At 37.7% G+C, this 22,477-nt stretch carries 31 protein-coding genes; 6 read left to right on the top strand and 25 right to left on the bottom strand.

Going from position 1 to position 22,477, the window contains the following annotated elements; all coding sequences use genetic code 11:
* Positions 1-232 precede the first annotated feature (232 nt).
* The 3 genes from TY49_RS02020 to TY49_RS02010 form a co-directional block, all read right to left on the bottom strand.
* Positions 233-1,246, bottom strand: a complete 1,014-nt coding sequence (locus tag TY49_RS02020; RefSeq protein ID WP_041964210.1) for a sensor histidine kinase — start codon at positions 1,244-1,246, stop codon at positions 233-235.
* Complete coding sequence (locus tag TY49_RS02015; protein ID WP_041964209.1) at positions 1,239-1,940, bottom strand: response regulator transcription factor; 702 nt, start codon at positions 1,938-1,940, stop codon at positions 1,239-1,241. The genes TY49_RS02020 and TY49_RS02015 overlap by 8 nt, the downstream gene beginning before the upstream one ends.
* Positions 1,941-2,098: 158 nt before the next feature.
* Entirely contained in the window at positions 2,099-2,305 is a 207-nt protein-coding gene (locus TY49_RS02010) for a ChaB family protein (protein WP_041964208.1), read from the bottom strand.
* A 171-nt stretch (positions 2,306-2,476) separates the two neighbouring features.
* Between TY49_RS02010 and TY49_RS02005 the strand changes: the two genes are divergently transcribed.
* A complete protein-coding gene (locus tag TY49_RS02005) occupies positions 2,477-3,325 on the top strand; it encodes a DUF1206 domain-containing protein (protein ID WP_041964207.1) in 849 nt (282 codons plus the stop codon).
* Positions 3,326-3,718: 393 nt separating this feature from the next.
* On the opposite strand, the gene TY49_RS01995 is transcribed toward TY49_RS02005, so the two are convergent.
* Genes TY49_RS01995 through TY49_RS01985 form a run of 3 tightly spaced genes read right to left on the bottom strand, consistent with a single transcriptional unit; the run spans position 3,719 to position 5,441 of the window.
* On the bottom strand, positions 3,719-4,201 hold the full coding sequence (locus TY49_RS01995; RefSeq protein ID WP_041964205.1) for a hypothetical protein: 483 nt from the start codon (positions 4,199-4,201) through the stop codon (positions 3,719-3,721).
* A 33-nt stretch (positions 4,202-4,234) separates the two neighbouring features.
* Positions 4,235-4,798: an ATP-binding protein gene (locus TY49_RS01990; RefSeq protein ID WP_041964236.1), complete on the bottom strand. Its 564-nt coding sequence runs from the start codon at positions 4,796-4,798 to the stop codon at positions 4,235-4,237.
* Positions 4,799-4,844: 46 nt separating this feature from the next.
* Complete coding sequence (locus tag TY49_RS01985; protein ID WP_041964204.1) at positions 4,845-5,441, bottom strand: GNAT family N-acetyltransferase; 597 nt, start codon at positions 5,439-5,441, stop codon at positions 4,845-4,847.
* A 177-nt stretch (positions 5,442-5,618) separates the two neighbouring features.
* Here TY49_RS01985 and TY49_RS01980 point away from each other — a divergent pair, with 177 nt between their 5' ends.
* Complete coding sequence (locus TY49_RS01980) at positions 5,619-5,867, top strand: hypothetical protein (protein ID WP_041964203.1); 249 nt, start codon at positions 5,619-5,621, stop codon at positions 5,865-5,867.
* A 197-nt stretch (positions 5,868-6,064) separates the two neighbouring features.
* Here the strand turns inward: TY49_RS01980 and TY49_RS01975 are convergent, their stop codons facing one another.
* Positions 6,065-6,442 (bottom strand): VOC family protein, encoded by a 378-nt coding sequence (locus TY49_RS01975; RefSeq protein ID WP_041964202.1) that lies wholly within the window; start codon positions 6,440-6,442, stop codon positions 6,065-6,067.
* 90 nt (positions 6,443-6,532) lie between these two features.
* Positions 6,533-6,991, bottom strand: a complete 459-nt coding sequence (locus TY49_RS01970) for a DUF4362 domain-containing protein (RefSeq protein WP_052442051.1) — start codon at positions 6,989-6,991, stop codon at positions 6,533-6,535.
* Positions 6,992-7,077: 86 nt separating this feature from the next.
* Between TY49_RS01970 and TY49_RS24865 the strand changes: the two genes are divergently transcribed.
* Positions 7,078-7,833 carry a hypothetical protein gene (locus TY49_RS24865; protein ID WP_198135570.1) on the top strand — a complete coding sequence of 252 codons (756 nt, stop codon included), beginning with the start codon at positions 7,078-7,080 and terminating at the stop codon, positions 7,831-7,833.
* A 325-nt stretch (positions 7,834-8,158) separates the two neighbouring features.
* Positions 8,159-8,599 (top strand): cell wall hydrolase, encoded by a 441-nt coding sequence (locus tag TY49_RS01960; protein ID WP_041964201.1) that lies wholly within the window; start codon positions 8,159-8,161, stop codon positions 8,597-8,599.
* A gap of 83 nt (positions 8,600-8,682) precedes the next feature.
* Here the strand turns inward: TY49_RS01960 and TY49_RS01955 are convergent, their stop codons facing one another.
* Complete coding sequence (locus tag TY49_RS01955; protein ID WP_041964200.1) at positions 8,683-9,441, bottom strand: SDR family NAD(P)-dependent oxidoreductase; 759 nt, start codon at positions 9,439-9,441, stop codon at positions 8,683-8,685.
* Between the two features lie 73 nt (positions 9,442-9,514).
* A complete protein-coding gene (locus TY49_RS01950; protein WP_041964199.1) occupies positions 9,515-10,198 on the bottom strand; it encodes a type 1 glutamine amidotransferase domain-containing protein in 684 nt (227 codons plus the stop codon).
* A gap of 151 nt (positions 10,199-10,349) precedes the next feature.
* On the opposite strand from TY49_RS01950, the gene TY49_RS01945 reads away from it, so the two are divergent.
* The gene (locus TY49_RS01945; RefSeq protein ID WP_041964198.1) at positions 10,350-11,150 is read left to right on the top strand and encodes an aminoglycoside 6-adenylyltransferase; all 801 of its coding nucleotides are present in this window, start codon (positions 10,350-10,352) and stop codon (positions 11,148-11,150) included.
* 86 nt (positions 11,151-11,236) lie between these two features.
* On the opposite strand, the gene TY49_RS01940 is transcribed toward TY49_RS01945, so the two are convergent.
* A complete protein-coding gene (locus TY49_RS01940; RefSeq protein ID WP_041964197.1) occupies positions 11,237-13,042 on the bottom strand; it encodes a S9 family peptidase in 1,806 nt (601 codons plus the stop codon).
* 342 nt (positions 13,043-13,384) lie between these two features.
* Here TY49_RS01940 and TY49_RS01935 point away from each other — a divergent pair, with 342 nt between their 5' ends.
* Positions 13,385-13,798: a GNAT family N-acetyltransferase gene (locus TY49_RS01935; protein WP_041964233.1), complete on the top strand. Its 414-nt coding sequence runs from the start codon at positions 13,385-13,387 to the stop codon at positions 13,796-13,798.
* A gap of 293 nt (positions 13,799-14,091) precedes the next feature.
* Here the strand turns inward: TY49_RS01935 and TY49_RS01930 are convergent, their stop codons facing one another.
* From TY49_RS01930 to TY49_RS01870, 14 genes are all read right to left on the bottom strand, one after another.
* Positions 14,092-14,457, bottom strand: a complete 366-nt coding sequence (locus tag TY49_RS01930; protein ID WP_041964196.1) for a hypothetical protein — start codon at positions 14,455-14,457, stop codon at positions 14,092-14,094.
* 61 nt (positions 14,458-14,518) lie between these two features.
* Positions 14,519-14,980: an NUDIX hydrolase gene (locus tag TY49_RS01925; protein WP_439646147.1), complete on the bottom strand. Its 462-nt coding sequence runs from the start codon at positions 14,978-14,980 to the stop codon at positions 14,519-14,521.
* Positions 14,981-15,194: 214 nt separating this feature from the next.
* Positions 15,195-15,818 (bottom strand): YgaN family protein, encoded by a 624-nt coding sequence (locus TY49_RS01920; RefSeq protein WP_052442050.1) that lies wholly within the window; start codon positions 15,816-15,818, stop codon positions 15,195-15,197.
* Positions 15,819-15,916: 98 nt separating this feature from the next.
* On the bottom strand, positions 15,917-16,126 hold the full coding sequence (locus tag TY49_RS01915; protein ID WP_041964194.1) for a hypothetical protein: 210 nt from the start codon (positions 16,124-16,126) through the stop codon (positions 15,917-15,919).
* Positions 16,127-16,256: 130 nt separating this feature from the next.
* Positions 16,257-16,445 carry a PspC domain-containing protein gene (locus TY49_RS01910; protein WP_041964193.1) on the bottom strand — a complete coding sequence of 63 codons (189 nt, stop codon included), beginning with the start codon at positions 16,443-16,445 and terminating at the stop codon, positions 16,257-16,259.
* 150 nt (positions 16,446-16,595) lie between these two features.
* Positions 16,596-18,197, bottom strand: a complete 1,602-nt coding sequence (locus TY49_RS01905) for a putative polysaccharide biosynthesis protein (protein WP_041964192.1) — start codon at positions 18,195-18,197, stop codon at positions 16,596-16,598.
* Positions 18,198-18,315: 118 nt separating this feature from the next.
* Positions 18,316-18,846: a hypothetical protein gene (locus TY49_RS01900; RefSeq protein WP_041964191.1), complete on the bottom strand. Its 531-nt coding sequence runs from the start codon at positions 18,844-18,846 to the stop codon at positions 18,316-18,318.
* Between the two features lie 64 nt (positions 18,847-18,910).
* Positions 18,911-19,471: a hypothetical protein gene (locus TY49_RS01895; RefSeq protein WP_041964190.1), complete on the bottom strand. Its 561-nt coding sequence runs from the start codon at positions 19,469-19,471 to the stop codon at positions 18,911-18,913.
* 154 nt (positions 19,472-19,625) lie between these two features.
* Positions 19,626-20,444 carry an aminoglycoside adenylyltransferase domain-containing protein gene (locus tag TY49_RS01890; protein WP_041964189.1) on the bottom strand — a complete coding sequence of 273 codons (819 nt, stop codon included), beginning with the start codon at positions 20,442-20,444 and terminating at the stop codon, positions 19,626-19,628.
* 26 nt (positions 20,445-20,470) lie between these two features.
* Entirely contained in the window at positions 20,471-20,659 is a 189-nt protein-coding gene (locus tag TY49_RS01885; protein ID WP_041964188.1) for a hypothetical protein, read from the bottom strand.
* 19 nt (positions 20,660-20,678) lie between these two features.
* Complete coding sequence (locus tag TY49_RS01880) at positions 20,679-21,149, bottom strand: hypothetical protein (RefSeq protein WP_041964187.1); 471 nt, start codon at positions 21,147-21,149, stop codon at positions 20,679-20,681.
* 133 nt (positions 21,150-21,282) lie between these two features.
* The gene (locus TY49_RS01875) at positions 21,283-21,627 is read right to left on the bottom strand and encodes a hypothetical protein (protein ID WP_041964186.1); all 345 of its coding nucleotides are present in this window, start codon (positions 21,625-21,627) and stop codon (positions 21,283-21,285) included.
* 34 nt (positions 21,628-21,661) lie between these two features.
* A complete protein-coding gene (locus TY49_RS25630; RefSeq protein ID WP_500778254.1) occupies positions 21,662-21,784 on the bottom strand; it encodes a DUF2711 family protein in 123 nt (40 codons plus the stop codon).
* Between the two features lie 38 nt (positions 21,785-21,822).
* On the bottom strand, positions 21,823-22,338 hold the full coding sequence (locus TY49_RS01870) for a nucleotidyltransferase domain-containing protein (RefSeq protein ID WP_041964185.1): 516 nt from the start codon (positions 22,336-22,338) through the stop codon (positions 21,823-21,825).
* Between the last annotated feature and the right edge of the window lie 139 nt (positions 22,339-22,477).

Below are 22,477 nucleotides of genomic sequence, written 5' to 3'. Positions count from 1 at the left end.
TTCCCGCGGCTCTTCCCTCTGGTTTTGTCCGAAGTAGCCCCGGGTTCGGACATTTCCGTAGCACTCCTCCGTACTTTGGTCCAGAGAAGTATTTAATCCGTAGAAAAGTCCACGTAATCGCTGGCCCCTATTAGGTATCTTGTTCGCTCCTAACTCCATATTAAGCCGCCTATCAAAAAGCAACCATCGATAACGCTAAAAAATACCTTACAGATTTGTAAGGTATCTTGAATTACTCCCCGGAGTTTGGTCCTGCCAACCAACGAAGCGTAACTGTTGTTCCTTCTCCGTGCACAGATTGGATGGTAATTTTGGCCTTAAGCTTGTCGGCGATTTTCTTGCTGAGGTAAAGCCCTATACCTGTAGAATTGCGGAGCTTCCTTCCATTTTCTCCGGTAAAAAAAGGCTGAAATAACCGCTCGAGATCATATGCTGGAATACCCACACCCTCGTCAATGATTGATAGGTGGATGTGATTTCCAACCCTCTCTACCATAAAAATTAGTTTTTTGCTTCCTTCCTTCAAGCTTGAGTACTTAATGGCATTGGAGATGATTTGATCGATCAGAATCTCATTCCACTTTGGATCGGTAATAATTAAAGCAGTTTCTTCGCTAGATTCAATAGCAGGAAAAAGCGATTGATAGATCCATTCCTTTTTCCTCGCATTGATCAGTTTCCGTAACGAAGCAACCAGGTCAACAGTCTGCACCTCAAAGTCATTCTCAAACTGATCCATTCTGATCATCGTCAGCCCTTGCTCGATGGATGTGTCGAGTCGCTTATTTTCCTGCTGGATTTTTTCCAAAGTATCTGTTTTTACCTCATTATTCAAAATCAGCTCAATCACAGAAACAGGCGTCTTCAAATGGTGCATCCAATGGGACAGCAAACTAATTCTCTCTTTGTTTTGTTCCTCTAACTCATTGCTTTCCTTCGTGTATTCCCTCACTGCTTTATGTAAAAGTTGCTGAAATGCCTTCTGCTCCTCGGTACTGGCTGCCAACTCAACATTCTGACCCTTCCTGAGCATTTCAATAGCGCGGTTCGTTGGATAAAAGCGAAACCAATCAATAATCAGATATACACTTAAGAAAAATAACCCGATCGCCAACGGGTAAAAATATTCCTTGTTCGCTGGTTCACTAAGATGAAAAAACAGCAGTACACAAGCGATATTGAGAAAATAAAACATAATAAGGAGTAAGCGGTCTTTAAAAAAACGGAGTAAAAGACTTTTAATCATGTTGAATCCCCGCAGGAATCTCTAGCATATAGCCTACTCCACGCTTGCTTTTGATGACTTGGCTCAATCCCAGCTTGGCAAGAGTTTGCTTGATTCTCGTCATATTCACGGTCAGGGTATTATCATCCACGAAAGTGACCGAATCCCACACTTCTTCAATCAGCTCTTCCCTCGAAACAAATGTGCCCTCGTTCTCCATTAATTTCTTCATCAATTTATACTCATTTTTCGAAAGCTCGGCTCTCGAACCCTCATATTCCAGGATCAGCGTCTTCTCATCAAGACAAAGCGACCCTGCACAGTTTTGGTTCTCTTCTTTGGCCGAATATTCCCCATAAACCCTTCTCAATGTCGCCTTGATTTTCGTGTGCAGCATGTCGAACGTAAACGGCTTCGTGATAAAATCATCCGCCCCTAGTTCGATCGCCATAATCTGTTCCATCTCCTGGCTTCGCGCAGAAATCATCAGAATCGGCACATTAGACTTCTGGCGAAAACTTCGGCACAAATAATAACCATCATAATAAGGCAGATTAATATCCAGCAAAACCAAATCTGGATTGATTTTAGCAAACTCTTCCTCTATTTTTGAAAAATGAATCGGCAGTTCCACCTCATACCCATACCTCTCCAAATTCTCTTTGACCAGCTCGCACAGCTGGGCATCATCTTCAATAAGCATGATTTTATACATATCTATATCTCCCCTAAAATCTATAACTCTAGTATAAATTTTACCAAAGATAAAAACATCCTTATTTAAAAAATAACCGCCTCCCTTTATGGAAAGCGGCTATTTGGCCGACTCAATATTGAAATGAATTTTAAAACCAGAAAGTACCTTACCCACTTCTAATCTTCTTCTTTTCTCACCCATTCATCATCATCATTCTTTTCATACTCATTTTTAACAGCACTCCATGCCACCTTAAAGGCTGTTTCTTCTTCATCGTATTGTTCAGAAGCTGAATTGAATGCTTCTTTAAAAATCTCCTGTGCATGATTCGGCAGGTTATCCTTTACTGCATCCGGCAGGTCGTTTAATGAATTATATGGCATTTTGAATTCCTCCTAATAATAGAATTATTCTTTCATTTTTCCCGCACTGCTGAAAATAAAACAATAGACTTTATGCTGGCTAAGTGGACGTAAGAAACCCAACTAGTTTCCTTTTTAGGAAAAGGGGGAACATTTTATAAATGAGAGATAAATAGAGGGAGTGTTCATGACATGAATTCACCATCAACTATAGAAGTCAAAGATAAATTGAAAGAAGCTAAACCGTGGATGCGTCGGTTTGCCCGCTTTGGCTATATTGCCAAAGGTATTGTATTTGGAATGGTCGGAGTGCTCGCCGCCTTAGCTGCATTCGGACCCAGAGGCGAGACGACTGGGACATCTGGTGCTCTTCAATCAATCTCGGAAATGCCTTTAGGTGAAGTTGCCCTATGGATTATCGGGATTGGCTTAATTGGATATATCTTATGGGATTTTATTAAAGCGATAAAGGATCCTGAAAATGAAGGAACAGATGCAAAAGGATTGATTAAAAGGACAGGTTATTTCATCAGCGGGCTTATATATAGTAATTTAGCTTTCGGTGCAATTAAATTAGCTAGTAACACTGGATCTGCTGGCGGTGACAATTCAGAGAAAACGATTTCTGCCAAGTTAATGGAGCAGCCCTTTGGCGTCTGGTTGGTTGGCTTAGTTGGAGCAATCATTATTGGATATGGAGTTTACGAACTATATAGTGGAATTAAAGAGAAATTCATGTCCAAATTCAAAACCTATGAAATGAATGATAAGGAGCGTAAAATCGCACGCCTTTCAGGTAAGATCGGCCTGATTTCACGAGGAATAGTCCTCAGTATGGTTGGATTTTTCTTCATTCGCACAGCATACACACATAATCCCAACGAATCAAAAGGCCTAGGCGGTGCATTAACAGAGTTGGCAAACCAGCCATTCGGACAATTCTTACTAGCTATTGTGGCAGTCGGTTTGATATTATACGGCATCTATCAAATTATCAAAGGCCGCTATCAACACATGAATTTTGGATATGACGGGAAATAACCATATAAATAGTGAAAAGCTATTACGAATATTATTATCGTGGTAGCTTTTCTTATGTTCAATTTACAATTAGTCTTCTATTTCTAAACTTCCTTCATTAGCTTAATTTTGAAAGTGGCCTAAGATCTCAAATATCTTATTGGTGGTTATTACCGAAGCAGGAAAGAGGATCACAATGGAAAAGCCGATTTGTAAAATGAGTATCAGGAGCCCATAAGGCACAAACATCATTTCAATATATTGAAAAAAATAATCAAATATTAATACATAACCCACAAAAAATATCATTGTTAAAAGTAAATACACAAAATTCTTTTCCAAAACAGACCTCCTCTTTATCAATGAGTACTTGATAGCAAAAATGCTGCCTTTAATGGGCAGCACGCAATATACTCAATCCCCATATTTCTCAGACCATTGTTTATTCCATTCTGTATAGTCCCCATTTATTACTTCTTCAGCAGTTTTACCGTCTATTGAATAAGGTGCCCCGACCAATCCATTACCGACTGGAATTGATGTACCTCCGATTATTTCACCATTGAAAATAAATACTCTCACTTCTACTTTTCTAGAAAAACCTATCATATGTCTATAAGTTTTACTTAATGGATGATTTTTCACAATAAAAATCTCCTGAGTGATTTCCTTTCCAATATACGGATCTGGTTCAATTGATTGTACCGCCCAAATTGAACTGTCTGGCATATCAACTAATTGCTGTCTCTCAAAGCTATAAGAATATTTCCCTTCATAAGATTTAATCGAGTATCCTTGATCCTTTAAATATTCTTTTGCTAATTGAGCATTTTCATCTAATCCAGGTCCACAGGCTGCCAGCACTAAGACAACAAAGAGAATGACTAGTTTTTTCATGTGAGCTCCCCCAATTAGGATATCTCTAACGATTTATTGTCGGGCTATCTGTAAAATTTCTAGAATAACGGTTTCAGCGTCTGCGTTGTCCTTTATCACAAATAAGTAATCTGCTTCACCCTCCACTGGATCTATTACATCTTCTTTTAAGGAGTCAGTCTGCTGTTTTTCCAACACCTCTGCGAAATTGGAATAGGCCCCCCTGAAGATATTGGTACTGCGCTGACTTTCAGTAACTCGGCCTTGAAGAACATCGTACGGAATATCAAAATGAATCATGATCTGTATAAAGTCATCTTTAGGAAACAGCTCTTTAAAAAGATAAGACCGGTCTTTTAGGCTACGATTCGAGTTGCAAATGATAAGGTGGTAATTTGTTTGCTCTATTGCATAATTGACAATCAACTTTGATATAGCGTGCTTGAGGGTATTAGGTCCGTCCAATGGCCGCAAGTCTTTATAAAAAGTATTGATGAATTCTGCGTGGTTGTCCTGGTCAATAACCATAGAGCTCTGCAACTCTTTTTCCAAAGCACGTGCGAATGTGGTTTTACCACTGTGTGTTTTGCCTACAGTTATGATCACTAGCCTTTTCAGTAAAAACTCTCCCTTCGTCCACATTCGTAAATGATTGATCTAAGTTCTATGTTTCTATGACTCGGATTTCAGCAATATCATTGCGCCTAATATAATCTTCCTGGAAAATTCCATAAATAGCACAGTCTTTATATTGATTTTTGGCGTTACGAATCATGTGTCTGACTATTCCTTCTTGCCCCATCCCCGCTTTAACCATGATCCTTCCTGAAGCCGGATTATCAGTATTATGTGCAGCGGATATTTTATGTATATTCATATAGTTAAAGCCAAATTCGACTACCGCTTTAAGCGCTTCGCTTCCATAGCCTTGATTCCCCCATTTGTACCCAATCGAATAACTTACTTCACAGTTATCAGTAGCTCTATCAAAATCATATAAGTCTATTTCTCCGATAAGTTCGCCATCAACTTTAAGCTCAATCCCCCAATAACAATGTTCTTTAGATTCATAGTCAGCTATAATTCTTGCCAACCTCTCTTTTGTCTCTGAAACTTGTTTATGCGCCGGACTAACTCGATTGTCACTTACCCGTTCGTCAGATAGCCAGTTGTCAAAAACATTTTGGGCATCCTTCAATACCAACTGCCTGAGAATTAATCTTTGTGTCTCTATTTTCGGCGTTCCTATAAAATGAATCATTCTGTCTCCCCTGACACAGTTTTTTAGGGACTAATCCCCTGAATTTACAAAAAAATGAAACTTTTACTGTTACCGTGCGTAACAACTTAAAAGGGGGTCATCACAATCGGTAAAACTATAAGTTTTATAGCTACTTTGATAATCATCGGATTAATCAACTTTGGATTAACGTTAATAATGGATTTTAGCTTTATTGAGGTTTCAGTTTTCGTCGCTCTGGCCAGCACATTCTCCATTTATTTCTTTAGTTCTTCAGGCGGAGTTACAAGCCGCAGTATTGATATGCAAGTACAAGGTGAAACAGGAATTAAAATGAACCAATCTCCGGAAAAGTTTTCACCATCATATGCATTTTACGCATCGATTCTTTATTTAATTGGATCAGTAATTGCGACATTTTTCATGTACAAGGAGTACTTTCTTTAATAGTGTGGCATCTGAGTATGGAATAACTCTTCATCCATACTCATTTTTAATACACTCAATACCTTACGCTGAAAAATTCGATAAAAGTTGACATATCCCTTCTTTTTCCAATATATATTTACTTTTTCTAGATTTCCTGTAGGTTAAAATATGCCAAAATAAAAAGCCGCTCTATATTTAAAAGCGGCCTCAAGCTTTTATTTTTCCATAACAGCGAAGTAATTTTCCTCATCATCAGCAAAGTTAAACACCCTGCCTGAAGGCATGTTTACAATTTCACCGACAATCACATTTTTATTTGATAAATCACTGCGGAATTCCTCAAGATTCTCTGAGTAAAACATTAATGAAGGAGTGCCAAGATTTAGTCCAGGCGACATTTTTGCCACAAATTCTTTATTATGGAGTACGATACTTGTTTCAGAATCTAAACTCGGTGCAATTTCAATCCATCTAAATCCTGCCCCGTTATCCTCCTCCGCTTTAACTACAAAGTCCAATTTTTCAATCCAAAATTTAATTGCAACATCCTGATCATTTACATACAACATGACTTGACCTAGTTTACTTATCACGAAAATCCACTCCTTATCTCTACATGTTATTCAAATAGATAATTTCTATATGTAATGATGAAACTCCTGCTGCCTCTTATCGACAGTAATTTACAGTTTTTTGTCTACTACCAGTATTGTAAGATCCTTTCCCTCTGGGTTGTTGCAATCCTCTAATATATAATCAGTGCGGCCGTCGGTATTCACTTCCGTAATTCCTTTGCAGGTAGCTTCTTCAATCCTTCCGTACCCGAACCCGTCTCTCGTGGAATCATTGATTGAATGAATAGTTGTACCGTTAAATTCCAAGTCGTGCAGCATAGGTGCACCCTCTGTTGTATAACTGACAACCCTTATTTTATCTTTCTTTCCTTGCTCAACGTGCTTCACAAAAGTATAGAACTTCTCTAGATTGGTAATGTCTCCATGAATATCGACCACATCCCCAGGGTCCTGGATGTAATCAGGAGGTTCAATATTGTTACTTTCCTCAATTCGTGTTTGCTTCTCCTCTTCACAGCCAGCAAGCATCAAGGAAAATAATATCATTAGCTTTATCCATCGCTTCATCGCAATATCACCACTTTCTAGTGTTCATTTAAATAATAATGGGTAATCTGTATGTATCTTGGATTTATTAAAGGGTGTGTTGCTAAATGATAAATAAATTATATTCAGAGATTGCTGTCCCAATCGAGTCCCCTTTTGGGTTTATGCCTGGTAAAGATTCGGAGCGAGATTTCACTTTTGATAAAGAGGATCGATTTAAGGATTACTTATTGGGGAAGGACGGACAATCCTACAATATTAGCCTTGATGACAATGGACAGTGGTACTTTTTCACGTCACTTGAGTGCAATTCGCTTGATGAATTGAAGCTCTCAAGGCAGATCTTCCGGCCTCCTTATTTAAAAGATGAAAAGCTCATGCTGGTTGAGTTAATGGACAAGTTGGATCTTAAGCCCTTTTACGAAGGCCATGACAAAGCGTACGGGCATGTGCTTTCACTCGTACCTAAGCTGGATTCTGTATCAGCTTTTAATCAGGCACGGCTGGCAAATTACGATGGCAGTGACGACCCAACGATTATCAAAAAAATTCATTTTATCGAGAATGAGTACAAGAGTGAGAAAACCCGTTTTGTTTCAGGTTTTGAGACAAGGTCCTTTGCTACAGTGACAGAAAATGAGTTTTATGCAAAAGAAATTCATCTGCCAAGTAATGCGCGTAATTATTTGAAACTCTTTGTCTATTTCTCAAGATACGGCGTCTTACCTTCCCAACAGATGATGCCAAGATTCCTTGGGAACCTGTGGGCGTCAACACAAAGCTTGAATACATCAGCAAACCCAGCGTTATTTAAGGATGAAGGAATTGATCGAAAAAAAATTAGGGGCGCAAACTCCATCTAGAATCTCTGATTTAGGTGGTGAGGTTCACTGATTCCACTTCGTCTCTGATTGTATAAGTATTTGACTCTCATATGTGATTCTCCTTTTTTACGGTCACATGTTGGCTTTGTTTGAGTCCTGAATTAGTGATGTTCTCATATATGGTGTACACATTGCGGGCTTCCCTTAAGTTATTTTGGGAGCAGCGGGCTAGGTTCTAAATGGATAATAAGGAATTTATCTCTCTCGCCAAAAACTTTTTCACGGATGTTTATCTCCTGCTATATAGAACCTCTTAACATTATTACAAGCTGTTTTTAATACAATTCTTATAGAGGTGATAAAAATGCCAAGGGTAAAATATGTCGACAGTGACGTTGCATTAATTGCCAGGATGATGAGGGCTGAAGCTGAGGGTGAAGGTCCGCTGGGCATGCTTATGGTTGGTAATGTAGTTGTAAATCGATTGAAAGCGAATTGTCTGGATTTTAAAGATTTAAGGTCTGTACGAGACGTGATTTTTCAAATTCAAGGAGGAAACTATTCATTTGAGGCAGTTCAAAAGGGGAATGTTTTTTATAACAGAGCAAGAAGTGTAGAAAAAAGGTTGGCTAAACAAACACTCGATTACTGGAGACAGCAGCCTTCCAAGTTTGCTCTTTGGTATTTCAATCCGTATGCTCCTTGTCCACCTACATGGTACAATCAGCCATTCGCAGGACAATATAAACAACATTGCTATTATGAACCAATTGCTAATACTTGCGAAGGTGCTTATCTATGGTAGTTATAAACTCCACATCATGTGGAGTTTATTTTTTAAAATAATAAATAACCGGGGTAAGCTTCTCCCTCACCCCGGTTCCAATATTATTTCGTATTAGTAAACCCGCCATCGATCCGGATGACTTCTCCGTTAATATACTGAGCTTTAGACGTTAGCAGGAATGTAACCAGTTCAGCAACTTCTTCTGGCTTACCCAAACGTCTTTGGGGAATCCCTTCCATTGCGTTTTCTTTCATTGCCGGATTTGCTTCGTAAAAGCTTTTGACCATTGGCGTCTCGGTTGGTCCAGGTGCTATGGCGTTCACCCGAAGACCATCTTTTCCGTACTCCGCGACCAAACTCTTCGTTAATCCCACAATCCCGTGCTTTGTAGCAGAATAGGTAACAACGGAATCCTGGCCGATCACGCCTGCACTTGAAGCAGTGTTCACGATGGAACCTCCACCATTCTTCAGCATAACCTCAGCTACATAACGAACACCATAAAGTGCTCCCAAAAGGTTAATGCCGACTATCTTTTCAATTTCTTCAATGGAGGAATCTAGGAAATACGAGCCGCTGCCTGAAATCCCCGCATTGTTGAAAAAGTAATCAATTTTGCCGAATTGTTCAACCGTTTGATCGACATATTTTTTTACATCTTCTTGCTTTGATACATCAGCTTTAATGAAAATAGCCTCCACACCCAGCTTTTTCACCATCTCGACGGTTTCATTTCCACCTTTCTCGCTAATATCAACCACAACGATATTCACTTTTTCTTCTGCTAATCTGAGTGCAGTCGATTGCCCTAATCCGCTGCCACCACCAGTGATAATGGCCACTTTATTTTCGTTTCCCATAGATCAACATCTCTCCTTAACGTTTTTTCCCGACTTCAGTTATTTTTTCCTTAAGGTGTTAAAAATACGTAAATTATTGCCCCTTCTTCTCCAGGGCCTTAACCAGTTCTTCTCCCATCAACTCTGAAGAAAATGGGTCACGACTTGTCACGAGCTGCTCATCCGCCCATACAGCATGTCCTGTTTTTTCAAGATCTCCCTGATCATATTGACTGATCTTTCTCATTTCCTGCTCCAAGCTGAACGGCAGGATATCCAACAGACCTTCTGGCTCCATTTCATCTGGATAACCTGTCACTTTTTTACCGGCGATAAAGCTTTCACCGTTCGGTCGCTTCGCAAACACAAGCGGTGCTGGACCATGGCATTCAGCAGCGACAATGCCGCCTCCATCATAAATTTTGTTCATGATCTCATGCAAATCGTCGTTCTTTGCCAAGTCATACATTGCACCATGTCCGCCTACAACCAGCACGACATCGTAGTCGTCAGCTTTTACATCTGAAAGCTTCATCGTACCATCCGCTTTTCCTGACTCATAAAGCTCTTTATAAGTACCTTTCGGATCGTATTCTTCACTGATGCTCATTTTATCGATAACCGGCTTGCCTCCAAGCGGCGATGCCAGGGATACCTTGTGGCCAGCCTCTTCAAGAAGCTGCATTGGGGCAAATAATTCCTCTCCCCACCATCCAGTTTCATAATTGTTTTCCTCGTCCTTATATCCGCTCGATAATACAGCTAATACTTTTGCCATTGAAAATTCCTCCTTTGTGTTAACAAAGTGTATTTTCCCTAACTCACCGCACCTTACTCATAAAATTCACTTCCTCCTTTTGCCATGAAAAAACGAAAACAAATTGTAATTTTATGCTAAAATAAAAAAAATTAACAAGCAGAGGTGGAATATGTATAGTACTGAGGAGAGAAGAGCTTATTTTGAAAAAGCTATAAGAGAAATTGGGGCTTCCAATATAGTGGAAGGGATTGTTCAATTGGGTTCTGGGGTAATTGGATATAACGATGAACACTCTGACATTGACTTAATGGTTGCCACTACTAAAATTGAAGATGCAGAAAATACAAGAGATTTTGTTCGTGAAACCCTTAGCAGCTTTGACACAAGCTACATTAAAGAAAAACAATTCCGCAAAGACATTTTCCTGGTGATCGCCATCCTGCAAAATGGACTGGAATTCAATGTTTCAATTGTCCCAAGAGAATTTTTATCGGTAAAATCGCCTTTGTGGAAAGTGGTTCTCGATAAAACCGGATTAGTGACAGAGAAGATGGAAACTGAAAACGAAAAATTTGAAAACAAGCAGGTTAAGTATAATGTAGGAATTGACGTGGTATTTGAGTTTGTTTATTGTGCCTTGGCATTGGAGAAAGAATTGAAGCGAAATAACTTGATCTATGCAGTTAAGAAACTAGAGGATATGAGAGACTATACCTTAATCGTACAAGCATTGAATGAGGATAAAAAACTGCATCAGTTTAAAGCATATGAAACCTTAAACCCTGACTTTATAGAATCCTACCTTTCAACGTATTCAGGAGAAGTAACAGCTGATAATATAAGAGTTTCAGCAGAAAAAGTAAAAGAACTTTTTATGAAAACAGTGAAACAAAGTTCCATTTTCACGATGGATCAGGATTTGGAGCAACTTTTAAATAAGCGAAGTCATGATGTAAAAACCGCTTGGTAATCCAAGCGGTTTTATTTTCTTCATGTAAAACAAAAACTCCCCAGATGCAGGAGATCACTCCTGCATCTGGGGAGTTGATCTATCATTTACTCCGCAAATACCTTCGCTTCCACAAACTGATCAAAAAACTCAAGTATCGTACGGTTCACCAGAATCTCGTTTTCCTTTTTCGAGAATCCGTGCCCCTCGTCTTCAAGTACAAGGTATTTCACGTCGTAGCCTTTTTCTTGAAGGGCTTTGACGATCTGGTCTGATTCTTGCTTCACGACGCGCGGGTCGTTTGCTCCCTGGATGATCAGCATTGGTTTTGTCATCGTATCCAGGTATGTGATTGGTGAATACTCTGTCAGCTTATCGAAGTCCTTGACCGGATCGCCGACCCACTGATTCATGATTGGTTTCCAATGTTCAGGGACAGAGTTAATGAATGAAAATAGATCGGATGGTCCGAAAATATCGACGACTGCCTTAAAGTATTCCGGATGGCGGCCGTGCAACAGCAGTGCCATATAGCCACCATAGCTTCCACCCATCAGTAATGTTTTATCCCTGTCGGCCATTCCGTTTTCGTAAAGGTATTCAAGGCCAGCAATGTTATCAAGTCGTGGCCCTTCACCCCAATTGCCCTCGACCATCTTGGTGAACGCCAGTCCATAACCAGTTGATCCGCGGAAATTTGGAGCGAAAATGCTATAGCCTCTGTTCACAAGGAACTGGAACATCGATCGGAAGAATTTACGCTCTGCAGCCTGCGGGCCACCATGCGGCCAAAGGATGACATGCCCATTGCTGACATCTTCCTTCGCTTTGAAAAATAAAGCTTCCATCATCATGCCGTCATAGGAAGGGTATGACAGGACTTCAGGATCTACAAGTTCCTCTTCTTTAACACCAGGAACAGCCAGGTTCGTCAGCTGTTTCCACTCATCACTGCCTGCTTCCTTCATGAAAATGTTATTAGGCTTCGTCGCTGATCCGGCAAGAATGTACACATTACCACTTTTAGCGACTGTGCCACCCTGGATGATTGAAGCTGGCAAATTACTGTTTTGATATGTTCCTTCAGCCAAATCGTACTGATATAAATAATCATTTACCCCTTTTGATGTGACAAAATAAAGGCTGTTTGTACTCTTATCAAATCGGAGAGGGCCAAACTCTTCTTTTTCAATAGAAAGAACCTTGGTAAACTCGTGAGTTTTAAGATTGAATTTTGCAAGATAACCAAAATCCTCACCATATGTAGTGGCAAAGTAATACTCGTCACCTACAAACACTCCCTCGCCGACAGTAAATTGTTCATCACTTTCAGGAGTCAGCGAGTATGATTTTCCATCCTGAAAAAGAAATCCAGGAACGTATGTATTGGCATATTGTTTTAGGTAGACAAAATTATTCTCTTCTTCGTCAACAGCTACTAAAAAGCAGCCCGCTCCCTCTCCCTCAACAACAATGCTCTCATCACCTGATTCGATATCATAACGATAAATATTCAGATAAGTTTCGTTGCCCTTGGTAGAAGTGTAGTAAAGTCGTTGATCGTCCTTTGATAAGAACGGATATATGTGGCGATGCCCTTCTGCCGTGCGAAGCGGCACCATCTCTCCACCCTCAGGAGGGATTGCGTATAACTGTCCATTTTCATCACCATCATTATCGAAACCAACCACCATAAAGCTTCCATCATGTGAGTAGCTCAATGCCTGGCATGTCTGGTCAATGAATGTAAGCGGATATGGATACTGATTAGGTAGATCCATTGCCCACAAATTGTACTTCCCTGTTAAATTCGTGCTGAACACCAATTGCTTCTCATCCGGACTAACCGTAAAACTTTGAATATTAAAGGTGCGATAAAAATTCTCGATATTTGGCTTCTTAAATTGGATCATTTCCCCAACCCCTATACTTTTTAAATTTTCTATCTATACTGAAAACTTAAACAGAACTAGGGCTAAATGTCCAGCCAAAACCAAAAAACAGTTTCGACATGTTTCTTATCCAGCCTTCACAATTAACCCAAACTGCCACAATGTCCAAAAAACCGACAAAGTCTGAAAATAAAGTCAAATCCTGCGCTTTCCCGAGAAATAATTCACACCTTTTTGCAGGATTTCCCCTAGTAAAATTGAATATTAAAACAGAGAAGAATGTCTGGAGGGTCACCGATTTGTTATTTTACTTTTGACTCATATCAACTGTCTAAGATAAAAACAAACAGGAGTTGATAGATGATGTTATACAAAAATTCACTTGAAGGTATTACGCCTGAAATGTTAGAAGGCTTCTTTGATGGATGGCCTACACCACCAAGTCTAGAGACGCACTTAAAACTATTAAAAAACAGCAGCAAAGTAGTCCTAGCACTTACTGAAGATACTGATCATGTGGTTGGTTTCATTACAGCAATCAGTGATGGAGTCCTATCCGCCTATATCCCCTTCCTAGAAGTGCTGCCAGAGTACAAGAATAGTGGAATCGGCAAGCAATTAGTCAAGCGAATGATGACAGAACTTGCTGATATTTATATGATTGACTTGTGTTGTGACGATGACCTCGTCCCCTACTACGAAAAACTGGGGATGGTAAAAGCAAATGGGATGATATTAAGGAATTATGAAATGCAATCAGGGATAAAAGCGGAATAAAGCACTCGAAAACACCTTGTTTTGTCCTTTCTAATACTTAGTAAAACTTGCCCAGAGTACAAAACTCTGGGCAAGTTTTTTCAATATTACTACATGAAAAATTGGTCCATTATTAGGACTAACTTCTTTTTTAAGACTATTTTTTTGTATCGTGTTTCCTTCTCTTCATATACTCTAACTTCATAAATAAGATTTTATCGTACTTTAGCAACCCGTTTTTTCTTTAAGTGCATTTATTCACAATGTCCAAGAAAAATTCAACATTAAAGTTCGAATTAGATTGTGGAATAAAACTATTGTCCCATTTTCAAGAAGTATTCTCTAATATCTTCAGGCAATTCTTCAACTGCAAGTATCTTTAACCTCGCAGTACCTGGTGAAGTCATTATAACAAAGGACTTCTCCTTATACTCAATGAGAGTAAATTGTCCTACTCTATTAGCGGATCTACCTTTAATATAATCCAAATCATCTCTTTCAATATTACTGTCGTACCCATCTAATATTAATTTTTGCACTTCCTCAAAATCATTTGCAAAAGTAACTTCTTGATATAGTTCAAGTGAGTTTTTAGGAGTGAAGAATGTTTCTCGAACCGCGATAGCTATAACCACTGTTAATAAAATGACTAATACATTAGGACCTATTTTCTTTCTCATTCCCACAACCGCCTAACTTTCGGATATATTAACCAAATTCTACTAAACTCGGATAAAGGAATTAGAACAACCTACCCAATAAATTATATGGATCTACATCCCAAGTTTCATATGGCACAAAGTTCTTTGCTTTTAAACAATCAATTGTACGAGACTTCATATGTGGCCGGGTTATGTAGTTATCTATATTTTCCTCGGTTAGTTGGATGAATTTTGCCTCTTTAATCTCTTCCGGTTGAATTTTAATATCTCCACTAACATATTTCGCCAAAAAAACTACGGATAATATATGTTTCGTGGCATTATAATATACTCCTGTTATGCCAATAGGTAAGATCTCTATCCCTGTTTCCTCTAATATTTCTCTACATACTGCTTTATCAAGTGGTTCTCCTTCTTCTACCTGTCCTCCTGGAGTTTCCCAAGTATCAGACCGCCAGTGTGTCTTGACTAATAGTGTTTCTCCATTTTCATTTGTAACATTTGCTGAAACTGCAATTATATGTTTTGGAGTCGTATCCAATATATATCCCTCCTTTGTTAATAACGTTCTTCAAATTTTTGAAGTTGAAAGCTCACTTCGATTAAAGTATTAATGATTTTACTGATAGTGTAGTACCTAAAACAAACACCAGGAAAGGCCCCTTGCTCTAGCTGCTCAAAAAGGGGCCTCATCCTGCACGGAGAAAGGCACACATTTAACTAAATTATGTTTCTTCACAATCAGATACTGATCTTTAGTTCTGATCCATCTTTTTTTCTTCAACCTTTATCTTTAACACTAACACCGTATCATCTTGTTTAATTATTTCTTTTACAGTCTCCTCATCTTGTAAATCAACCGTACGAAGTGAATTATTTTCCGTTTCTCTATAGACTGCTAGAATCTTTGATTCACCTAATTCTAGTTCTACTTCTTCTTCACCGATCGTATAATCCCAAGTACTAAGACGGTTAGTATTAGATGCTTCTTCAATGATAGTCGGTTGAGTACTTACACCAGGTCCATAAAGAAATACTAGTGGGCCATCAGAGTTTGGGTTAATTATTCCAAAACCCAATGACCCTTCATCGACTTTATTCGGACTGTTGCCGTAGGATAATTGCGTTATTGGTTGAGTCTCTTTTGTTCCATTCTGATACCTATCTACCCAAAGAGTAACCCAACTTGTATCTGCACTAGGTAATTTAAAATCAAAATCAAATAGGATTCCTAAATTTAAATCTTCAAAGGTGTTCACATATTCAGAATCAGAATTAACTGATATAGTCGCTGCCTTGTCATTCGAATTGGAACAACCAGAACCCAATATTAAAATGAGAATTAAGATAGAAATGTAAATTAAATAGTTTTTTATCAATGAGCCCCATCCCCCTATTAAATAACCTCGTTGTTAATTCCACACAATCATTTTTCCAGTGGCATTGGTTGTTTATTAATCATTCAATTAATTATAAGTTAATAAAGATAATCAAGTATTTTTTGATAACCAAAGGGTAAAAGGTAGGCTACTAATAAACCTATAACGATAGAAGAAGTTGAAAAAATAATTAATTTTCTAAATGAAATTTCTTTCCTATTAAAGGCGATGATGAGTACCTTCACCATTGAAAAGACAGTGATAAATATTATGATAGCTGAAAACACACTGGCTAAAATTACCTCCATAGTGACCTTCCTTTCAAGTTATCTAAAATTGTATTAATAAAAGCGCTTCTTGAATTGTCCTGCATCTTTTGCTAAATATAGAATCCAATAAATAATGTCTCAATTCTTCCCCAATCTGCGCAGCCTAAGTTTAATATAATGACCTAGGACTATCCGCCATCGTATTAACAAGTATTAAATATATTAGTATATTAGCACCAGGTAATAAAATAAATATTAGTCTTACCGCTAAAGAAGATATACCAAAATATTCAGCTATGCCTCCACAAACACCACTTATTGACTTATCAGTTGAAGACTTTTTCAACCTTTTTTTCAAGTCAATCCCCCCTCTTATCAGAATCTACCTAAAACAAACAATACCATATTTAACCAGCACTTTTATTGAACATTACTTCTCTTTAGCTAAAAGCTTCTTCCTATTTGTAAAATAAACAAAAGGGTTACATGCACTCACTGGCTGTTTGAGTTATCCTTTATTGCTCAATAATTTCTTTATTAAATTCAGTCTGTAACCTACACCTAAATAAACTAATAACCCAACAGAAATGGAGATGATAGAAGTAACTAAGGCACGATAATATAAGCTTACAACCTCTGGCAGCCATAGCTCTGTTAAAAATGCAACACACCAAACAGCTATAGACATTGCCAATACTAACAAGAAAACTTCCTTTAAACTCTGAAGTAAGGGTGACAACTTGAATTGAAGGGTTTTTTTAATGATAAAAATGTTATATAGAATTGAGACGATAAAACCAAAGTAGGTAGCTAAAATAGGCCCTGCTTCCTTTAAGTATGGAACGAGTATGAAGTTTAAAACGATCTTTAAACAGATCCCAAATATGATTCCAATGATTAATTTTTTATGCTCGTTAATTCCTTGCATAATTGCAGCAGTTACCGTAAACAAAGCAAAGAATACTGCGGCTAGAGAGTACCATTGTAAGATAAGTCCACCTATTACATGACTGTTTTCTAAGCCAAAAACCATTATATAAATCGGTTCTCCAAGAATACCTAAACCCATAGCAGCCGGAAGAGTAAAGAACAAAAGAATCTGCATCGTTTTAGAAATCTTACTTCGGACTTGTAGCATTCTTCCACTCGTAAAATCTGAAGTTATACCTGGTATTAAAGACAGACCGAATGCTGTAGCCAATGACACAGGAACCATCACGAGAATTTGAGCTAATCCAATAACTGAATTAATTGTCTCTGCTTCATCTAACTTATAGCCTATAGACTGAAACAATTTATTAATCGTAAAGGTATCGATGTTCTGATAAATAGGTATTGCTAGTCCTGTAATAACAAAAGGAATTGCATAGCCAATCAATTCCTTGAAAATTGATATAACTTTTATGTCTTCATTATTCGGACTCATATCTCTTTGTTTCTTTATTAATTCTCTTCGTTTAAAGAAAACGAATAATAAAACAATAAATCCTGCTACTCCACCTATAAAGGCGGCAAATGTGGCAATTCCTACAGCGTTTGTAAGCGAACTGTTAAATATGTGAATGGTTACATATGCACCTGCCAAGATAAAGACGATCCTGACTACCTGCTCTATCACTGTACTTAACGCTGAAGGCCCCATAGATTGACTCCCTTGGAAGTACCCTCTAAAAATACTAATTGCTGGAATAATTAATAAAGCAAAGCTGACAAGACGAATGACAAACTGAACATCCTCTATAGAATTACCTGTTTGATCATTAGGGTCGATTAATATTCCTGCTAAGAATGGTGCGGATAAATACAGAGCAGTAAATGAGATAATGCCACTTATGACCATCAAATACATTCCATATCTTAATACCGTCAAACCGACTCTATAGTTACCTATTTCATTATATTTTGAAACAAATTTGGAAACGGCAAGTGGAAGACCTATTGTTGAAATACTTAACAGAATTGTATACGGACCATAGGCATATTTATACAAAACGTACCCCTGTGTTCCTACGAGAGCCGTGAATGGGATTATATAAATGAAGCCCAGTATTTTAGAAATTAGGCTTGCTGCCGTTAAAAAGAAAGTTCCTCTTAAAAATTTGCTATCCACAAAAACACCTCTATTAATAACAACTGCTATGTAAGGTTTTCAAGCCACCTTTAGAATTCAACAAAAAAGGCGGTTAATCCTTCCTGGATCAACGCACCTCAAGTTGAATAAATGGTATTTAGGATGGAGGTAGATTGTTAAACCATTTTTGTATATTGTTCACAAGATCAGGCTTGGAAGCAGTAGATACTTTCTTTGGCTTGAACCCCCCCAGCTCAACCACTTCGATGTGGTCTTCCCCATCGATCTGCACGACGCAATAGTCTTCATATGGAGATGCTTCAATCTTTGTGACCTTTTGGTCATGGAAGAGTTCCTGGATTTCTTCAACATCTTGTGGCGTCGGGTGCCACTCTTTTTTCTCTTGTGGCTGTTCCTCATCAGACTCGTTGTTTGATGAAACTGTGTCCTTGTTTCCATCCTGATAAAGTTGAAGATGAATTTTTTGAAGCAAGGCAATGACTTCAGAGAACCCAATGAAAAGCATGCCTGTGACAAAACTGGAAAACAGGGCAGGCAAGGCGATTCCCCAATTTTGACCGACCTCTGGTGCTCTGGAACCCAGGCTCAATGCAATGAAAAAACCGCCAATCATTATTACAAACCCTATGACACGGAGCACTTTGGCAACAGTATTTTGTTTCTCCACTTATTCTCCCCCGATTCTTTCCTAGAAAATTTATATATAAATGACCTGAAGATAGTTAAATTTCTTATTCTCTCAATTGATCAGACAAACCGTCGTCGTTTCCGTATTCAAATTTCCCGATTTTCCCTTCTTCTTTTGCAGAGAAAGAAACTTTACCTTCTACATTCGCAGTTTGTTCTTCCTCTCCACTTTTCTTATATCCGACCTTTGCAATAAAGGTATAAAGACTTGGATTTTCCTGATTTTGCTCAATTGTGACATCCTTTAAGTTAATCTTATAATCAGCATTGTAAGCAAAAGTTTGGTATGAAGTCCCGCCAAATGCAGAGATGAAGGAATGAAGTCCAGAATCTGTAAAGTAGGGTCCGTATTTCTCTTCTAATAACTTATCAAGTTCTTTATTTTCTTCTTTATTGTTTACAACAGTCTTATATTTAGGATTCCACATTATATCCATAAACTTCTCATCCGGACCAGTAAACTCATGCTCAAGAACTTTTTTAATAGCTTCTCTATTGGCGTCTTCTGCATTAACGTTTGAGCAAGCAGCTATTAAAAAAACTGACATCATTATCATGAAACTTAGATAAATTGTGGATTTTGTTTTTCGCTTCTTATGAGACAATTATAATTCCCCCTTTTAAAGTAATACGTTTTATAATACATTAAAGATTCAGATTATTTTTTCTAATCATTCAACCTCTCTTGCAGTATTAATTGACTCATAAAAAGAGAAACTTCCAGCGTCAACAGGACTAATTCTAATAAAAACAGAACCATTATGATATCTGGCTCTTTACGATGTTATTACAATGATTAATAAGGAATTTCGAGAATTGTAAAGTATTATCCAATCTCTCCATCTCAGAGCTGAAAATCACTTCTTTCACATCTTTACGTATATTAATAGCTTCTTTTATAATGTCGTGCCATTCAACTGGCAGATGTGATAGTCCATATTCTCCAGCGTCCAACTTGGAAACAATATCGTATTCCTTTATTGTATAAAACTGACGTAGCAATCCGAGTACTGTCCATTCTATTTCAAAATCTATTTCGTCGGTCGGCAGCTTTACTAGATGTTCAATTGAAGTCTCAGCCATTTGGGTCCTATTTGCCCAGTACGTATTCATATTTCCAAGTACATAAGAAGATAACTCTTGAGGGTGAATATCAATCCGAAAGTCCTGTAGCTCTGGCCCGAAAACCTTTATTCCTTTACTCTTTAAAATCCACCAGGTTATCGGGTTAAAATTAAAGTAATCACCGAACAATAGTTCACCATTGTTGTAGAACGGATGTTTACCGGCATTGTTGAGTTTTCCACTATCCTCTCGAACAGCATATACTCCGTCCATTTCTGGCTTTTCATACTTGTTCGCTATTATTGTATGTATATAAGATAACGCTTCTGAATCTTCCTCTGTTAACCGACGATTCGTCAAAGTGATAAAGTCGATGTCACTTGAATCATCAACATAGGCATTCAGGGCAATGGAACCATGTATATATAATCCTTCAATGGTGTCAGGTAAATGTTCATTAAATAAGTTAATATAATCCTTTAAGACTTTTTCGACGATCATTGGTATTCCCATTACTAAATCCCCCTGAGAATGTCTGTTTATTTGTTCCTTACAGTTATTGAAAGTGCAATTAATGTTAGGCCTGAAAAAAGGGCTAAAGGAATAGCTTTAGCTATCATAAACTCAGGAAGTAGGTTTGAAAACATTGTTTTAAAAAATAAAAAAGTAGAGAGTAATGCAACGAATACCAAGAATCCTAAGAAAATTAAAGGAAAATTCTTTGTCATTTTAACAGCCTCCGTTTGTTTAAAATTGTACGCTATTTAACTTTGGGTTGCTTTTAATAAAAATTCTTAGAATAGTGATTCCAGTTGCCATAATACCCAGGGTGTAAAAGTTAATAAATAACGTATTTGTATATTGATTTAACCAAGGGTAACGATATATTTTTGAAGTTTCTATTTTAGGGCTGCCTCCTAAATCGTTAACAAGATCTATAATAAGCTTATATTCTAAAAACGATAGCAATAGCAAAATAGCAAATGCACCCCAACCGATCTTCATCCAAGTGCTAGATGCTAATTTGAGTGTGCCTAAATATCTCCATAAACTTCTTACAAACAAAATAAAAAACGCCAGTGCCGGCACTACAAATAAGAGACCTAAGTTACCATTGCCTGATATTACATGAGGCTTGATTGTAAATAAATCTACTAAATAAATAAAGACCACACTTAGGATTAACCACCAGACAATAGCCCTTGACCAAAAGCTCATACTACACCCCTTAAAGAAATTATTCATATGCCATGTTACTTCATTAATAAGTGGTAATGCGTCTCCATCAACGCACCCGGAAGTGATTATTAAATTTAAATCTCAATTTATAAATGGGTACCGTTCATTGAAATCAAAACAAGTTATAAACTACCACTTTTTCAGCTATATTTTCATTATCAGAGTTTGTGTTATACCATACTCTTACTTTTTGGCCCTGTTTTAAATCATTTATGTTGTCTAGAAAGAGGGTTTGAGGACCTACACCTGTTATTAGTGTTTCAGCTGTAATTTTCACTTCTAAAGGCATATATGAAGCTTCTGGCAAAATTTTAAGTTCAACCAGCACTAATGTATCTTCAGTAACTTCATCAATTAGTTTCTTCCCGTCATAATCTCCATATCTAATTAAATCAATAGCAAACCAGGTTACAATCACTATTGCGATTGATATGACTACCCCTTTTATTAATTTCAATTTGTAACCCCCTTATTTTAAGGTTACTGCCCCTTTAGTTAAAGATACTCCAGTATATTTTGGTTTGATCCGTGCAATAAAAGCCTTCTAGATTACATAGGTCTACAATGTTATTAACTGTCTCCTTATCGGAGCACAGTAATGAAAAATTGCTCAGTGGGTAGTCAGCAAAATACCACTAACTTGAGCCACTTGTTAAATAACCGTAAAGTCACCAGAAATTATCCTTCTTAAATAATCTATTTTTCTTAAGTCTTTATGATTATTTTGGTCTGCTCGATAACTATCCTTAGCCGAAGACTCGTAAACTCGTAAATATTGTTCAGGATTTAGTAAATAAAATTTAACTTCGCCTTCTTTATGAAGTTCTAAATCCTCTAATTGTACTCCCGCGAAATTTGGCAAAGTATCGATAATACCAAACTCAACTGATAGTCCATCTTTAGAAAATTCATGTTCATGCAAATCAATTAGCTTATATTCCATAGAATTCATTACGTTAAAAATGTCAATCCAGTTATGTATAGATAATTCAGCCGGTACTTCCCAGCCTCTTTCATCACCCGGTACATGAATATCCAAATCTTGAGCATCCCAATTAATTCCGGTAATGACCTCCAAACCTACAGAACCCATTAACAAGGGAATAATATCAATATCATTTAATTTTTTTGCAATTTTAATAAACTCGTCAAACTTGTGATTATCCATTTGCTCCTCCACATTTTAAAACAGGTTAAAACTTCATTGGATGTACTCATTTCTTTTAACTAGATTGCAGCATTTTATTCAACTACGACAGTCTAGTCCGCTTGCGATTCATCTCATACATCTTCCTGAATGCCAATAA

This window comes from Mesobacillus selenatarsenatis SF-1 (assembly GCF_000813125.1).
Lineage (GTDB): Bacteria > Bacillota > Bacilli > Bacillales > Cytobacillaceae > Mesobacillus > Mesobacillus selenatarsenatis.
The sequence above is the reverse complement of the archived record's forward strand: the minus strand, read 5'-3'. Positions and strand labels throughout refer to the sequence as shown.

Bases quoted from the DNA above. Each gene is read 5' to 3' on its own strand.
- TY49_RS01970 (WP_052442051.1), bottom strand. From the start codon at position 6,991: ATGAAGCGATGGATAAAGCTAATGATATTATTTTCCTTGATGCTTGCT.
- TY49_RS02005 (WP_041964207.1), top strand. From the start codon at position 2,477: ATGAATTCACCATCAACTATAGAAGTCAAAGATAAATTGAAAGAAGCT.
- TY49_RS01980 (WP_041964203.1), top strand. From the start codon at position 5,619: ATGGATTTTAGCTTTATTGAGGTTTCAGTTTTCGTCGCTCTGGCCAGC.
- TY49_RS24865 (WP_198135570.1), top strand. From the start codon at position 7,078: ATGATAAATAAATTATATTCAGAGATTGCTGTCCCAATCGAGTCCCCT.
- TY49_RS01870 (WP_041964185.1), bottom strand. From the start codon at position 22,338: ATGGATAATCACAAGTTTGACGAGTTTATTAAAATTGCAAAAAAATTA.
- TY49_RS01885 (WP_041964188.1), bottom strand. From the start codon at position 20,659: ATGACAAAGAATTTTCCTTTAATTTTCTTAGGATTCTTGGTATTCGTT.
- TY49_RS01880 (WP_041964187.1), bottom strand. From the start codon at position 21,149: ATGAGCTTTTGGTCAAGGGCTATTGTCTGGTGGTTAATCCTAAGTGTG.
- TY49_RS01915 (WP_041964194.1), bottom strand. From the start codon at position 16,126: ATGGAGGTAATTTTAGCCAGTGTGTTTTCAGCTATCATAATATTTATC.
- TY49_RS01890 (WP_041964189.1), bottom strand. From the start codon at position 20,444: ATGGGAATACCAATGATCGTCGAAAAAGTCTTAAAGGATTATATTAAC.
- TY49_RS01985 (WP_041964204.1), bottom strand. From the start codon at position 5,441: ATGATTCATTTTATAGGAACGCCGAAAATAGAGACACAAAGATTAATT.
- TY49_RS02020 (WP_041964210.1), bottom strand. From the start codon at position 1,246: ATGATTAAAAGTCTTTTACTCCGTTTTTTTAAAGACCGCTTACTCCTT.
- TY49_RS01960 (WP_041964201.1), top strand. From the start codon at position 8,159: ATGCCAAGGGTAAAATATGTCGACAGTGACGTTGCATTAATTGCCAGG.
- TY49_RS01950 (WP_041964199.1), bottom strand. From the start codon at position 10,198: ATGGCAAAAGTATTAGCTGTATTATCGAGCGGATATAAGGACGAGGAA.
- TY49_RS01995 (WP_041964205.1), bottom strand. From the start codon at position 4,201: ATGAAAAAACTAGTCATTCTCTTTGTTGTCTTAGTGCTGGCAGCCTGT.
- TY49_RS01955 (WP_041964200.1), bottom strand. From the start codon at position 9,441: ATGGGAAACGAAAATAAAGTGGCCATTATCACTGGTGGTGGCAGCGGA.
- TY49_RS01945 (WP_041964198.1), top strand. From the start codon at position 10,350: ATGTATAGTACTGAGGAGAGAAGAGCTTATTTTGAAAAAGCTATAAGA.
- TY49_RS02010 (WP_041964208.1), bottom strand. From the start codon at position 2,305: ATGCCATATAATTCATTAAACGACCTGCCGGATGCAGTAAAGGATAAC.
- TY49_RS01935 (WP_041964233.1), top strand. From the start codon at position 13,385: ATGTTATACAAAAATTCACTTGAAGGTATTACGCCTGAAATGTTAGAA.
- TY49_RS01940 (WP_041964197.1), bottom strand. From the start codon at position 13,042: ATGATCCAATTTAAGAAGCCAAATATCGAGAATTTTTATCGCACCTTT.
- TY49_RS02015 (WP_041964209.1), bottom strand. From the start codon at position 1,940: ATGTATAAAATCATGCTTATTGAAGATGATGCCCAGCTGTGCGAGCTG.
- TY49_RS01930 (WP_041964196.1), bottom strand. From the start codon at position 14,457: ATGAGAAAGAAAATAGGTCCTAATGTATTAGTCATTTTATTAACAGTG.